Consider the following 13,050-nt stretch of genomic DNA (forward strand, 5'->3'; position numbering starts at 1 on the left):
TCAGGGCAGCACGACCCGAAGCCGTTCCCAACCGCGGACCGTAGACGTCGACGCCAATCGTGCTGTGTCGTAATCGATGTCCCATTCGGGCCAGCGGTTGAGCATCTCGTCCAGCGCGACGCGGCCCTCCAGGCGTGCCAGGTTCGCGCCGAGGCAGTAGTGCAGGCCCTTCCCGAAGGTGAGGTGCGAGATGTTGTCGCGATGGATGTCGAACGTGTCCGGATCGGGGTAGCGGCGGTGATCACGATTCGCGGCACCGAACAGCAGCAGCATGGCACTGCCGGCCGGAACGGTCGTCCCGTAGCACTCGAAATCCTTTGCCATCCAACGCGCGACGTGGGGTCCCGTGGGCTCGAACCGCAGCGTCTCGTCGACGGCGCGGTTCAGCAGGGAGCGATCCTCGCAGACCTCGCGACGCTGGTCGGGGTGCTCCGCGAGCACCTTGGCCAGCCAGCCGATCAGCCGGCCGGTCGTCTCGTTGCCCGCGCCGGCCACCACCTGCGTGTAGTGCAGCACCTCCTTGCGGGTCAGCTTTCTGCGCACCCCGCGCTCGTCGTCGAACTCGACGTTGAGCAGCGTCGTCATCAGGTCGTCGGACGGGTTCCTGGACCGCCACTCGACGTAGTCGGCGTAGATCCGGCCGTCGGCGATGGAGTCGGCGTCGGCGACCCGCAGCGGCGCACCCGGCTTGGTGCGCAGGTTGGCGTCGTTGGCGTCGCGAACCGAGACCTGTTCGGACTCAGGGATTCCCAGCAACATCCCGATCACTCGCATCGGCATCATGGACGCGAGCTCGGCAATGATGTCGAAGCCCGCGGACCCGACGAGCGGATCCAGACACCGGATGCAGTACCGCCGGATCTGGTCTTCGAGCGCCGCCATCCGGCGCGGCGTGAACACGCGTGACATCAGGCCGCGCAGCATCGAGTGCTCGGGCGGATCCTGGAACATCATGACACCGCCGGGCATGTCGAATTTCGACTGGATCAACTCGAGGATGTCGCTGCGCCGGTTGGAGAAGACCTCCCAGTTGGCCAAGGCCTGTTCGACGTCGGAATGCCTTGATAGCGCCCAGAAGTCGTAGCGCTCGTTGTAGTAGATCGGCGCCTCCTCGCGCAGCCGCGCGTAGACCGGATACGGGTCGGCAATGATGCCGACGTCGTAGGGGTCGTAGTAGACGTCCGTGTCGTTTGCGAGAGTCATCGATGCTTCCCTTACTTAAGACAGCCGCCGGCCTCCATCCGGCCCATTGCCACCTTCACCCACCAGCATTTTGGGCGATCGCCCAATTTTGTGGCGCACGCCATGTCTAACAGCACGCCTGCGGGCCCGTCAAGGGCTCAGCGCGGTTGCGTCCCGGATCCGTGAAGATTGGTCACACGGGTGTGAAGGCTTCGTTAAGAATGTGGCCAAACCCGCATCACACCCGCACCGTGGACCTATGACGGCTCATGCTGATGTCTGACAAGACTTTTCGTGACAACACCGGCCGTTGGGCGGCCGCGCGGACGCTGTCCGGCGTGCGGGTCACGGCGGCGTATGCCGTCGTCCTGGTCGCGGTCTCGGTTGTCCTGACCGCGCTCGGTCCGCGCGCACGCGACGCCGTCGTGAGTCACATGAGCACCAACCTGCACAACCTTGCGCGCGGCCGCCTGAGCACGTTGGTCGGCAGCGCGTTCGTCGGCGACGGCGGCGACGTGTATGCCTGGTTGCCGGGACTGGTGTGCTTGCTGGCGTTGGGTGAATTGATGTGGCGCGGTATGGGTTTGGTTATCACATTCGCGGTCGGTCATGTCGGTGCCACGTTGATCGTCGCGGCCGGGCTGCTCGTCGCGCTTGAGGTGGGATGGCTGCCGTTCGCCATCGCACGGGCGAGCGACGTGGGGGTCAGCTACGGCGCGGTCTGTGTTCTCGGCGCGCTGACGGCGTCGATACCGCCGCGGTGGCGGCCGGCGTGGGTCGGTTGGTGGCTCGGCGTCGCAGTGACGGCCGCCGTGGGAGCGGACTTCACCGCCGCCGGTCATATTGTGGCGCTGCTGCTCGGCGTCGGCCTGTCCTTCCGGCTGCCGTCGACGGCCGGCTGGACGCCCCCACGAGCGGTTTTGCTCTCCGTCGGCGCCGCGTTCGGCTATTTCTTGTTGTCGGGGTCATCGATGCTCGCATCGGTCGGGGGGTTGTCGGGGATGCTGATCGCGCTCCTTGCCGACCAGGTATTGCGGTCACGCAGCGAGTCGCGCAGCGATAAGAACCGAACTTCCGCGCAACAGCCTGCCTTTGCGCCGCAGCCCGCGCTGTCGTAGTCGCCGAACGGATTTCAGGCGTCGCTTCCCGGCGTTCGCGTCTTGCGGTCCGTATCCCGGCTGGGCTGCACCCTTTTGGGTTCGCCCGGCATCTTGGGATAGTTCGGCGGATACGGCATGTCGCCGAGTCCGCGCTCCTCGTCGGCCTGGGCCATGTCCAGCAATGGAGCGATCGACTGGGCCACGTCATCCATTGCGGCCCAAGGGTCCTCGCGGCGCGCCACGAGATCGGGCACGGTGGCCATGGTGTAGTCGTCCGGGTCGGCGCCGGCGAGGTCGTCCCACGTCAGCGGCGTCGACACGGTCGCGATCGGGGTGCGCCGCACCGAATACGGCGACGCCATGGTGCGGTCGCGGGCGTTCTGGTTGAAGTCGATGAAGATGCGCTCGCCGCGTTCTTCCTTCCACCACGACGTGGTCACCGCCTCCGGTGCGCGGCGCTCCACCTCGCGGGCCAGCGCGATGCCGGCCCGGCGCACCTCGATGAAATCCCAGTCGGTGGCGATCCGGAGAAACACGTGGATCCCCCGGCCCCCGGACGTCTTCGGGTAGCCGACCAGGCCGAGTTCGCCGAGCAGCGGCCGCAGCACGTCGACGGCGACCGCCCGCGCCTGCTCGAAGCCGGTGCCGGGCTGCGGATCGAGGTCGACGCGCAGCTCGTCGGGGTGCTCGGTGTCGGGGCAGCGCACCTGCCACGGATGGAGCGTGATCGTGCCGATCTGCGCCGCCCACACGATGGCCGCCGGGTGGGTCACCTTCAGCGCGTCGGCGGTGCGCCCCGACGGGAACGTCACTCGGCAGGTCTCCAGATAGTCGGGATGGTGCCGCGGCACCCGCTTCTGGTAGATCTCCTCGCCGTCGATGCCTTCCGGGAACCGCTGCAGATGGGTGGGCCGGTCGCGCAGCGCCGTCAGCATCGGGCCGCCGGCTTCAACGGCCACGGCTCGGTAATACTCGATGAGCCGTCGCTTGGTGCCATTGGATCCCAGCGCGGGGAAATACACCTTGTCCGGGTTGGACAGCCGCACCGAGATGCCGTCGACGTCGATTTCCTCCGCTGCTGCAGCCACATCACGATTCCAGCACGCCGGGCGCCACAATGAGGCGATGGACTTGCCTGTCATGCCGCCGGTCTCACCGATGCTGGCCAAGCCGGTCCGGTCGATCCCGCCGGACGCGTCCTATGAGCCGAAGTGGGACGGATTCAGGTCGATTTGCTTCCGCGACCGCGACGAAGTCGAGCTGGGCAGCCGCAACGAGCGGCCGATGACCCGCTACTTTCCCGAACTGGTCGCGGCGGTCCGGGCCGAGCTGCCGCAACGCTGCGTGATCGACGGGGAGATCGTCGTCGCCACCGAGCACGGGCTGGACTTCGAGGCGCTGCAACAGCGGATCCACCCGGCCGATTCCCGGGTGCGGATGCTCGCCACGAGGACGCCGGCTTCGTTTATCGCGTTCGATCTGCTCGCGCTCGGCGACGAGGACTACACCGAGCGCCCGTTCAGCGAGCGTCGGGCCGCCCTGGTCGACGCATTGGCGGGTGCCGGGCCCTCGATCCACGTCACGCCGGCGACCACCGATCTGGCGACGGCGCAGCGCTGGTTTCAGGAGTTCGAGGGCGCCGGCCTCGACGGCATCATCGCCAAGCCGCTGACCCTTACCTATCAGCCGGACAAGCGGGTCATGTTCAAGATCAAGCACGAGCGGACCGCCGACTGCGTGGTCGCCGGCTATCGAATACATAAGTCCGGGGACGAGGCGATCGGCTCGCTGCTGCTCGGGCTCTACCAGGACTCGGGCCCTTCCGCGGGCCAGCTCGCCTCGGTCGGCGTGATCGGCGCTTTCCCCATGGCCGAGCGGCGGCGGCTGTTCGCCGAGCTGCAGCCGCTGGTCACCGGTTTCGAGGACCATCCGTGGAACTGGGCCGCCCACGAGGCCGGCGAGCGAACGCCACGCAAGAACGAGTTCTCCCGCTGGAACGCCGGCAAGGACCTGTCCTTCGTTCCGCTGCGACCCGAGCGGGTGGTCGAGGTCCGCTACGACCACATGGAAGGTGCACGATTCCGCCACACCGCCCAGTTCAGTCGGTGGCGCCCCGACCGTGACCCGCGCTCGTGCACCTACGCGCAACTCGAACGGCCGGTGACCTTCAGCCTGGGTGACATCGTGCCCGGCCTGGGTCATAGCCGCGGCTGACACGACCCGCGAGCGTGCGCATTTGTACGCCGAGACCGGCGTGTTGCCGTACAAACACGCACACTCGGCGGGGCACTCGGGTCAGGTCGTGACTGCCAGCGCCGACAGGCCGCGCAGCGTGACGTTCGCCTTGTACTGCGGCTCGCCGGCCAGTCGCGCGTCCGGGAAGCGCGCGGTGAGCGCCGACAGCGCCACGCCGGCTTCCAGCCGCGCCAGCGGCGCGCCCAGGCAGTAGTGCACCCCGCGGCCAAACGCCAAGTGCCGCAACGTCTCCCGATCCGGGTCGAAGGTGTCGGGTCGGTCGAACTCGGCGGGATCACGCTGCGCCGCGGCCAACAGGAGCATCATCGCGTCGCCCGCCGGCACCTCGATGCCGCCGATCGCCATATCGTCGGCGGCAACCCGGCCGACCAGTTGCACGGGTGGGTCGTAACGCAGGGTCTCCTCCACGATCACCGGCGCTCGACCGGAGTCCGCGGCCAGGGACGTCCACTGAATGGGGTTGCGCAGCATGGCCAAAATCGCATTCCCAATCAGGTTCACCGTGGTCTCGTGTCCCGCGATCAGCAGCAGGTTGCAGGTGGAGACGATCTCCTCCTCGGTCAGTTGATCGCCGGACTCCTCCACCGCGATCAGGCCCGACAGCAGGTCGTCGCCGGGCTGTGACCGGCGCCGGTCGATCAGATCGTGGAAGTATTCGCGCAGCCACGCACCGGCCTCCAACCGCTCGTTCATCACGTCCGGCGGCACGCCGGTGATCGTCGAGAACGGGTCCAGCGCCTGGGCCAGCAGCGCGGACGCGCGGCTGAATCGCGGCTCGTCGTCGAGCGGCACGCCAAGCAGCCGGCAGATCACCGCCACGGGCAGCGGATAGGCGAAGTCGTCGACCACGTCGAACCGTCCCTTGTCGGCGATGGCGTCCAGCAATCCGTCCACCAAGACGGTGATCTCGGGTTTCAGCGCGTTGACCACCCTCGGCGCAAATGCCTTGCTGACCAGCTTGCGCAGGCGGGTGTGATCGGGCGGATCGAGGAACAAAAATCCCGGCGGGGCCTGCCGGGGCTGCGCCAAGCCGGCCTCGATCTGCCGCTTCGCGACCGTCGAGTTGCTGTTGTCGCTGCTCGACGACGGGTGCCGCAGGACGTCATCGCAGTCGCGGTACGTCGAGAAGACGGCCAGGTTGGCCTCGGGCAGTTGCAAGGGTCCGCGGTCGCGGAACTGCGCGCAGAGCCGATACGGGTCAGCGCGGTTGGCCGGGTCCAGCATCTGCAGCAGCAAGCCTTGCGATTCGGCTTGGGTGGGCGCCGTCGTCATCCTCACATTCTGCCCGCACCGCTCGACCGGCTCAGCGGCGCAGAAACTCCACGATGTGGTTGGCCAGTTCTTCGCCGGCGTCCTCCTGCAGGAAGTGCCCGGCGTCGCGGATCGTCGGGTGGTCGATCCCCTGCGCGCCGCGCATCTCGCGCGCGAAGATCGCGGCCATCGGCCCGGTGATGGGGTCGCTGTCGCTGAAGGCGACCAGCATGGGTGTCGGGCTCACCGAGAGCTTCGCCCATGCCGCCTTGTTGGCCGCCGCCGCCGGATCGTCGGATGAGGTCGGCACCAGGCCGGGCATGGCGCGCGGCCCGGCGCAGTATTCGTCGGCGGGGAACGGCGCGTCATAGCCCGCGCGCACCTCGTCGCTCAACTGCTGACGGCAACCGCCCTGCACGAACCAGCCGATGTTCAACTTCGGCGCCGTGGTGATGGCCTCGCGGAAGCGCCACCAGACCTCGGCCATCGGCTGCTCCCCGTTGGGCAGGCCGGTGTTGGCGACGACCAGGCGGGCAAACCGTTCGGGATGCTCCGCGGCCAGCCGCAATCCGATCAGCCCGCCCCAGTCCTGGCCGACCAGGGTCACGTTGCGAAGGTCGAGGACATCGAAGGCCAGCGCCCGCATCCACTCGACATGGCGCGCATAGCTGTGGTCTTCGCGGCGGGTCGGCTTGTCGGAACGGCCGAACCCGACCAGGTCCGGGCAGACGACTCGATGCCCCGCGGCGGCCAGTATCGGGATCATCTTGCGGTACAGGTACGACCACGACGGCTCACCGTGCAGCAGGAGAACCGGATCGGCGTCCTCGGGGCCGTCCTGCACCCAGGCGACCCGCAGCGCACCGCCCTCGCCGTCGGATATCTCGGAATACCTTGGAGCATAAGGAAAGTCGGGAACGTCGTCGAACCGGTCGTCGGGCGTGCGCACTGTCTGCATTTCAAGTCCCTTCGCTCAACCCCGCCAACTCGGGATGCGTCATCAATCGATCAAGGAAACCACGCTGGCCCTTGAGCAGCTTCGTGCGTGCCTGCGCCACCGCGAACCAGCCCACCCGATCGACCTCGGGGAATTCCCGCATCGTGCCCGAGCCCCGTGGCCACTCCATTTCGAAGGTGTTGCTGTGCGCGTCGGTGACGTCGAGGTCGCCCTTGACGGCGAAGGCGGTGACCACCTTGCCGCTGGGTTGTTTCAGCGCGCCCAGCTCGATGCGCGGCCCGGCCGGCACCGGCAGCCCGAGCTCCTCGGAAAACTCACGCCGCGCGGCCGCCCAGGGATCCTCGTCGTCGGTGTGCTCGCCTTTCGGAATCGACCAGACCCCGTCGTCCTTGCGGGCCCAAAACGGGCCACCCGGATGTGCGAGCAGGACTTCGACGACGCCGTCGCGGGCCCGGTACACCAGCACACCCGCGCTGAGCTTGGTCTTTTGCGCTTTCAAGGCCTCAGACCCCGACGGCGCGTTCGAGGTCCTTGAGCGACGACTCCAGGTGCGCGAGCAGCCGTTGCAAGTGCGGAACGCTGCGACGGCATCCCACCAGACCGAAATCCAGGTTGCCGGCGTTGCTGACCAGGGTGATGTTCAGCGCTTGCCCGTCCAGCACGGCCGACAGCGGGTAGTTGCCGTCGAGCCGGGCGCCCCCGCAATACATCTGCTCGTGGGGGCCCGGCACGTTCGAGATGACGAGGTTGAACGGCGGCGACGTGGACGCCACCCAACCCGGAACCGCCGCCAAGGCCAGCGAGCCCATGTTCACCGCCGAAAGCGCCAACGCCTGGAGTCGGGGCAATTGGGAAAACACCTTCTTGTTGCTGTGCATCGACTCGCTGACGGTCTGCAGGCGTTGCACCGGATCGTCGGTGTCGGTGGCCAGGTTGCACAGGATGGCGCCGACGAGGTTGCCACCGGCGTCGGCCTCGTCGTCCTTACGCAGGCTCACCGGGACCATCGCGACCAGCGGCGTGTCCGGCAGCGCGTTCTGCTCCAGCAGGTAGTAGCGCAGGGCGCCCGCGCACATCGCCAGGACGACATCGTTGAGGGTCACCCCCGCGGCCCGCTTGACGCTCTTGATGCGGTCCACCGACCACGACTGCGCCGCGCACCGACGGGCTCCCCCGATCTTGACGTTCAACATGGTGCGCGGTGCCCCGAAAGGCAGCGTCAGCTGCTGCTCGAGCAGCGCCGCGCGGGCCAGCGTCACCGTTGAGGGGCCAAGCGCCACAACAGATCCCGCCGTCTTCAGCAGCGAACCCAGGCGGGACGTGGGGCGGGGCTTGCGTCTGCGTTTGGGCAGGCTCCACACCGCGCGGATCTCGGTGTCGTCCGGGTCGTTCGACAGCGCGCGCTGCATCATCTTCAGCGCCGAGACGCCGTCGATCAACGCGTGGTGGAACTTGGTGTACACCGCGAACCGGCCATCCTTCAGGCCCTCGATCACGTGCGCTTCCCACAGCGGGCGGTGGCGATCGAGCAGGCTGCTGTGCAGCAGGGAGGTCAGCTCGAGCAGATCGCGGACCCGCCCCGGGGACGGCAACGCCGAGCGCCGGACGTGGTAATCGATGTCGAGGTCTTTGTCGTAGGTCCAGCCCAGGTTTGCGATCCCGCCCAAGAACGTCGCGGGGCGCTTGAGGAAGGTGGGCTGGAAATCCTGCTGGGCCACCAGGCCGTCGTAGAACTCCCGGACGAAGCCGCGACCGGCGCCCCGCGGCGGCTCGTACAACTGCAAGCCGCCGACGTGCATGGGATGCTCCCGGGATTCGCCGAGCAGAAAGACCGCGTCGGTGGGCATCATCAGTTCCATACACCAATTACACCGCTTTCGACGTAGCCGAGCGGTGCGATTTATTGTGCCCCATCGGCTACGAGCCTGGCGGGCTACAAGGCGCCTCCCAGCGTCGGCTTTCTGCGTCGTCGAGTGTGAACCGGACGACGCGACACGCCGGTGCGGCGTCGCCATCTTCACCGTGGCTGACGGCCGCTGAGGCCGCGGACCTTTGAGCGCCGTTATTGACAGTCACTGTCAGCGGGTCATACGGTGCCACTCACCGCCTATGCCTGTCCGTGCCGCGCCTGTCCATCCGGGAGGTCAACGATGAATAACCCGTCCAAGCTGCGCGTCATCCAATGGGCGACCGGGGGTGTGGGCAAGGCGGCCATCGAATGCGTGCTCAATCACCCGCGGCTCGAACTGGCCGGCTGCTGGGTGCACAGCGCAGACAAGAACGGCGTCGACGTCGGCCGGATCATCGGGACTCACGACCTGGGTGTCACCGCGACCACCAGCGTCGACGAGATTCTGGCCCTGGACGCCGACTGCGTCGTGTACAGCCCCCTGGTGCCGAACGACGACGAGGTCATCACGATCCTGCGCTCCGGCAAGAACGTGGTCACCCCGGTCGGCTGGGTGTACCCCGATCCGGGCAACCCTCGGCACAAGGCCGTCGCCGACGCCGCACTCGAGGCCGGGGTGACCCTGCACGGGTCGGGCATCCACCCCGGGGGCATCACGGAGCGGTTCCCGCTCATGCTGTCCTCGCTGTCGTCGGCGGTCACCCACGTGCGCGCCGAGGAGTTCTCCGACATCCGCACCTACAACGCTCCCGACGTCGTGCGCCACATCATGGGATTCGGCGGCTCCCCCGAGGAGGCCACGCAGGGACCGATGGCCGGCCTGCTCGAAGCGGGCTTTAAGCAGTCGGTGCGAATGGTCGCCGACCACATGGGATTTCGCATCGATCCCAACATCAGGACCATCCAGGAGGTCGCGGTGGCAACCTCGGACATCGACTACGACCCGTTCCCGATCACCACGGGAACGGTGGCCGCGCGCCGCTTCCGCTGGCAGGCCCTCGTCGACGGCGAGCCGGTCATCACGGCCGCGGTCAACTGGCTGATGGGTGAGGAAAACCTGGAGCCCGCCTGGAATTTCGGTGGGCGCGGCGAACGCTTCGAGGTCGAGATCACCGGCGACCCGACCGTGAGCCTCACCTTCAAGGGCCTGCAACCGGAGACGATCGCCGAAGGGCTGGTGCGCAATCCGGGCGTGGTGGCCACCGCCAACCATTGCGTCAACGCCATCCCCGACGTGTGCGCCGCCGAACCCGGCATCAAGACCTACCTGGATCTGCCGTTGTTCGCCGGGCGCCCGGCTCCCAAGCTCGCGGTGCAGTGACCATGACCAAATCCGGCGTCCTCGACGACGTGTCGTTCTGCCACCTCGTCGTCGGTGTCACCGACATGGACCGCGCGCTGGCGTTCTATCGAGACCTGCTTGGCATGGAGGTCGTCTTCGAATCCCTCATCTCCGGAGAGCCTTTCGACGCGGTGCTGCACGCGACCCGCAGACAAGAGGGCCGGGTCGTCGGCGGGTTGCTGGGCGGACTGATGGTCGAGCTACTGTCGATCGGCGCCAACCCGCCCGAGCAGAAGCAGCGACGCGGCTTCACGGGGATCCACAACGTGTCGTTGTCGGTGACCGATCTCGACGAGACGCACCGTCGCATCACCGCCGCCGGCTACACCCCCGACCAGAAACCCTTCGAGATCGGCGGTGTCCGAATGTTTTTCGTCAAGGACCCCGACGGGACGCCGGTGGAGTTCATCGAGCTACCCAACGGAGCGCGCAGCACCTACGAGATGCACCGCGGCGTGCGGCTACGGATGGGACGCGTCAGGTGACGTACTCTCACCCCGACTCGATGCGCGGCCACGTCGCGGTCGTCACCGGTGCCGCCCAGGGCGTGGGCAAGGGCATCGCCGCCGCGCTGCTGGAACGCGGCGCGGGCGTGCTGCTGGTCGACATCCAGGACGAGACCCTCAGCGCGACAACGACCGAACTCAAGGCAATCGGTCGCGCCGAGATGCTGATCGCCGATTTGCGCGACCCGGACAGCGCGCGACGGATCGTGGCAGCCGCGGTCAACGCGTTCGGCACGGTGCACGGGCTGGTCAACAATGCCATCGCCACCAATGAGCCCAAGGCATTCGTCGACATCACCACCGAGGACCTGGCGCTCGGTTACGACGTCGGCCCCCGGGCGACATTCCTGCTCATGCAGGCCGTGCACCCGTTGATGGTCGAGGCGGGTGGCGGTTCGATCGTGAACCTCGGCTCGGGGACGGGCACCGGCGGGGAACCCAAATGGGGTGGTTACGCCGCCGCCAAGGAAGGCATCCGCGGCCTGTCCAAGGTCGCCGCGCTGGAATGGGGGCACGACAACATCCGCGTCAACGTCATCTGCCCGTTCGCCGAGTCCGACGGCGTCAAACTGTGGAAACAGTTCGCGCCCAACGATTACGCGAAGGCGGTGGGACGCGTTCCGATGAAGCGGATCGGCGACGTCCGCACCGACGTGGGCGCTTTGGTGGCGTTCCTGCTCGGCACCGACGCGACGTTCATCACCGGACAGACCATTCACGTCGACGGCGGAATCGGCTGCTTCCGATGACCTTTCCGAGACAAGGGTCGCTGCGTGATCGGCAGCGCGCACAGATCCGGGCCGACATCAGGCGGGCGGCGTTCCGGTTATTCGTCGAACGCGGATACGACGTTGTGACGACGGAGGAAATCGCCGCTGCCGCAGGCGTTTCGCCGCGGACGTTCTTCCGGCACGTAACGGCGAAGGAGGAGTTGCTCCTTGCGCCCGTTCGCCATGGCGGCGCCGCGATCGTCAGCCTCCTCGAAGGGCGGCCCGCCAATGAGCCACCCGACGTCGCGCTGATCAATGCCATCGTCACGCGGACCCGCTCGTTCGACCAGGCCGACACCGAGGAGTGGCGTGAGGCCCTGCTGGTGGCCCCCGGCCTGCTCGACAAGGTCACGGTCCACACGCCCGCGGACAAGGAACGGGCAACGAAGCTCATCGCCGAGCGCATGGGCGCCAACCCCGACGCCGATATCCGGCCCGGCCTGCTGGTCCAACTCGCCTTCGCGGCGGCAGATTTCGCTTTCCGGCGGTGGGTACGGCAATCCGGCAAGCCCTGGCCGCTGGATCGCTACGTCACCGAAGCGCTCAAGGCGGTCCAGAGTCCCCATTGGAAGCGGGGGTGAGCGGCCCCAGAATCGTTGACGCGCCTACTTTACCCATGCTGCGACGGGCTCAGTCTCGCGGGCAACGCCTCGGGGTTGGCGATCCGAACGGGGGTTCCGTCGAGCCAGGCCGCCACCGCGTCGACGGTGTCGGCGTAGAAGGCGCCCAGCATTTCGCGGGTGACATACCCCAAATGGGGAGACAAGGTCACGTTCGGGAGCAGCCGCAAGGGATGATCGGACGGCAGCGGTTCGATGTCATAGACGTCGAGCCCGGCGCCGGCGATACGCCCGGCTTCAAGCGCGGCGATCAGGGCGGCCTCGTTGACGATCGGACCCCGGGACGTGTTGATCAGATAGGCGTGTGGCTTCATCAGGGCCAGCTCGGACTCACCGACCAGGCCGCGCGTGCGCTCCGAGAGCACCACATGGATGGACACCATGTCGGACTGTTCAAAGAGCGCCGACTTCTCGACCCGGCGCGCGCCAACCGCCCTGGCGGCATCCGCGGTGAGGTTTTGGCTCCACGCAATGACGTCCATGCCAAAGACTTTCGCGTATTCGGCCATGCGTGTGCCGATCCTGCCGAGGCCCAGAAGTCCGAGTGTCTTGCCGGACAGCGTCAGACCCGTGGTGGCCTGCCACGCTCCCTCGCGCATGCGCCGATGTTCCTCGGCCAGGTTGCGCACCGTCGCGATCAGCAATCCCCAGGCGAGTTCGGGGGTGGCGTCGCGTACGGAACTAAAGCGGGGATGGGCGAAGTTCGTGTGGGCGACCAGAATCCCGCGCTCACTGGCCGCGGCCATGTCCAGGTTCGGCAGGCTTCTGCCGACGATGGTGATCAGCCTCAGGTTCGGCAGCCGCTCGATCAGCGTTCGCGGAAACGCCATCCGCTCGCGCAGCGTGCAGACCACATCGAACGGCCGCAACGCCTCCGCGGCCTCCTCCTCGGAGAGGTTCCGGTCGAAAACGGTTACCTGGGCGCGCGTCCGCACCGGTGACCAGTCGGCAAGCTCCAGTGCCACGCCGGCGTAGTCGTCGAGTATCGCTACCCGGGGCGTGCGGTCACCCCTCGGCCTCTTGTCGGCGCGCATTGCCGTCGTTGGTCCCCTATCGACTCGGTTGCGGACGTGTCGCCACGGCCCGGCTTATCAAAGGTCGTAGTGCAACCCTAGTCCCGGGCTTCGTGAATATGCCCATGCCCAAGCGAAATTCG

The 13,050-nt window shown here is 67.4% G+C and carries 13 protein-coding genes; 6 read left to right on the top strand and 7 right to left on the bottom strand.

Features of this window, described 5'->3' with window-relative positions; genetic code table 11:
- Nucleotides 1-1,203: a cytochrome P450 gene (locus tag K3U93_RS23585; RefSeq protein ID WP_083010104.1), complete on the bottom strand. Its 1,203-nt coding sequence runs from the start codon at nucleotides 1,201-1,203 to the stop codon at nucleotides 1-3.
- 254 nt (nucleotides 1,204-1,457) lie between these two features.
- Here K3U93_RS23585 and K3U93_RS23590 point away from each other — a divergent pair, with 254 nt between their 5' ends.
- Nucleotides 1,458-2,300: a rhomboid-like protein gene (locus K3U93_RS23590; RefSeq protein WP_230981537.1), complete on the top strand. Its 843-nt coding sequence runs from the start codon at nucleotides 1,458-1,460 to the stop codon at nucleotides 2,298-2,300.
- A 14-nt stretch (nucleotides 2,301-2,314) separates the two neighbouring features.
- Here K3U93_RS23590 and K3U93_RS23595 read toward each other — a convergent pair whose 3' ends face one another.
- Complete coding sequence (locus K3U93_RS23595) at nucleotides 2,315-3,370, bottom strand: DNA polymerase domain-containing protein (RefSeq protein ID WP_139796850.1); 1,056 nt, start codon at nucleotides 3,368-3,370, stop codon at nucleotides 2,315-2,317.
- Between the two features lie 37 nt (nucleotides 3,371-3,407).
- Between K3U93_RS23595 and K3U93_RS23600 the strand changes: the two genes are divergently transcribed.
- On the top strand, nucleotides 3,408-4,496 hold the full coding sequence (locus K3U93_RS23600) for an ATP-dependent DNA ligase (RefSeq protein ID WP_083010102.1): 1,089 nt from the start codon (nucleotides 3,408-3,410) through the stop codon (nucleotides 4,494-4,496).
- Nucleotides 4,497-4,577: 81 nt separating this feature from the next.
- Here K3U93_RS23600 and K3U93_RS23605 read toward each other — a convergent pair whose 3' ends face one another.
- The 4 genes from K3U93_RS23605 to K3U93_RS23620 are packed head-to-tail and all read right to left on the bottom strand — an operon-like array spanning nucleotide 4,578 to nucleotide 8,606.
- Nucleotides 4,578-5,810, bottom strand: a complete 1,233-nt coding sequence (locus K3U93_RS23605) for a cytochrome P450 (RefSeq protein WP_083010101.1) — start codon at nucleotides 5,808-5,810, stop codon at nucleotides 4,578-4,580.
- A gap of 31 nt (nucleotides 5,811-5,841) precedes the next feature.
- A complete protein-coding gene (locus tag K3U93_RS23610) occupies nucleotides 5,842-6,747 on the bottom strand; it encodes a haloalkane dehalogenase (RefSeq protein ID WP_071512945.1) in 906 nt (301 codons plus the stop codon).
- 1 nt (nucleotide 6,748) lies between these two features.
- On the bottom strand, nucleotides 6,749-7,246 hold the full coding sequence (locus K3U93_RS23615; RefSeq protein ID WP_071512944.1) for an NUDIX hydrolase: 498 nt from the start codon (nucleotides 7,244-7,246) through the stop codon (nucleotides 6,749-6,751).
- 4 nt (nucleotides 7,247-7,250) lie between these two features.
- The gene (locus tag K3U93_RS23620) at nucleotides 7,251-8,606 is read right to left on the bottom strand and encodes a WS/DGAT/MGAT family O-acyltransferase (RefSeq protein ID WP_083010100.1); all 1,356 of its coding nucleotides are present in this window, start codon (nucleotides 8,604-8,606) and stop codon (nucleotides 7,251-7,253) included.
- 291 nt (nucleotides 8,607-8,897) lie between these two features.
- On the opposite strand from K3U93_RS23620, the gene K3U93_RS23625 reads away from it, so the two are divergent.
- From K3U93_RS23625 to K3U93_RS23640, 4 genes are read left to right on the top strand one after another with little or no spacing between them, the layout of a single operon-like run.
- On the top strand, nucleotides 8,898-9,977 hold the full coding sequence (locus tag K3U93_RS23625) for an NAD(P)H-dependent amine dehydrogenase family protein (protein WP_083010099.1): 1,080 nt from the start codon (nucleotides 8,898-8,900) through the stop codon (nucleotides 9,975-9,977).
- A 2-nt stretch (nucleotides 9,978-9,979) separates the two neighbouring features.
- Nucleotides 9,980-10,483 (top strand): VOC family protein, encoded by a 504-nt coding sequence (locus K3U93_RS23630; protein WP_083010223.1) that lies wholly within the window; start codon nucleotides 9,980-9,982, stop codon nucleotides 10,481-10,483.
- Nucleotides 10,480-11,253, top strand: a complete 774-nt coding sequence (locus K3U93_RS23635) for an SDR family NAD(P)-dependent oxidoreductase (protein ID WP_083010098.1) — start codon at nucleotides 10,480-10,482, stop codon at nucleotides 11,251-11,253. The genes K3U93_RS23630 and K3U93_RS23635 overlap by 4 nt, the downstream gene beginning before the upstream one ends.
- On the top strand, nucleotides 11,250-11,855 hold the full coding sequence (locus tag K3U93_RS23640; RefSeq protein ID WP_083010097.1) for a TetR/AcrR family transcriptional regulator: 606 nt from the start codon (nucleotides 11,250-11,252) through the stop codon (nucleotides 11,853-11,855). The genes K3U93_RS23635 and K3U93_RS23640 overlap by 4 nt, the downstream gene beginning before the upstream one ends.
- A gap of 29 nt (nucleotides 11,856-11,884) precedes the next feature.
- Here K3U93_RS23640 and K3U93_RS23645 read toward each other — a convergent pair whose 3' ends face one another.
- Nucleotides 11,885-12,928, bottom strand: coding sequence for a D-2-hydroxyacid dehydrogenase family protein (locus K3U93_RS23645; protein WP_083010096.1), 1,044 nt, complete (start codon nucleotides 12,926-12,928; stop codon nucleotides 11,885-11,887).
- Nucleotides 12,929-13,050: the final 122 nt, after the last annotated feature.

The organism is Mycobacterium malmoense, from assembly GCF_019645855.1.
Classification (GTDB): Bacteria; Actinomycetota; Actinomycetes; order Mycobacteriales; family Mycobacteriaceae; genus Mycobacterium; species Mycobacterium malmoense.

Coding starts and splice junctions, on each gene's coding strand:
- K3U93_RS23585 (WP_083010104.1), bottom strand. CDS start 1,203: ATGACTCTCGCAAACGACACGGACGTCTACTACGACCCCTACGACGTC.
- K3U93_RS23590 (WP_230981537.1), top strand. CDS start 1,458: ATGTCTGACAAGACTTTTCGTGACAACACCGGCCGTTGGGCGGCCGCG.
- K3U93_RS23600 (WP_083010102.1), top strand. CDS start 3,408: ATGGACTTGCCTGTCATGCCGCCGGTCTCACCGATGCTGGCCAAGCCG.
- K3U93_RS23605 (WP_083010101.1), bottom strand. CDS start 5,810: ATGACGACGGCGCCCACCCAAGCCGAATCGCAAGGCTTGCTGCTGCAG.
- K3U93_RS23610 (WP_071512945.1), bottom strand. CDS start 6,747: ATGCAGACAGTGCGCACGCCCGACGACCGGTTCGACGACGTTCCCGAC.
- K3U93_RS23620 (WP_083010100.1), bottom strand. CDS start 8,606: ATGGAACTGATGATGCCCACCGACGCGGTCTTTCTGCTCGGCGAATCC.
- K3U93_RS23625 (WP_083010099.1), top strand. CDS start 8,898: ATGAATAACCCGTCCAAGCTGCGCGTCATCCAATGGGCGACCGGGGGT.
- K3U93_RS23630 (WP_083010223.1), top strand. CDS start 9,980: ATGACCAAATCCGGCGTCCTCGACGACGTGTCGTTCTGCCACCTCGTC.
- K3U93_RS23640 (WP_083010097.1), top strand. CDS start 11,250: ATGACCTTTCCGAGACAAGGGTCGCTGCGTGATCGGCAGCGCGCACAG.
- K3U93_RS23645 (WP_083010096.1), bottom strand. CDS start 12,928: ATGCGCGCCGACAAGAGGCCGAGGGGTGACCGCACGCCCCGGGTAGCG.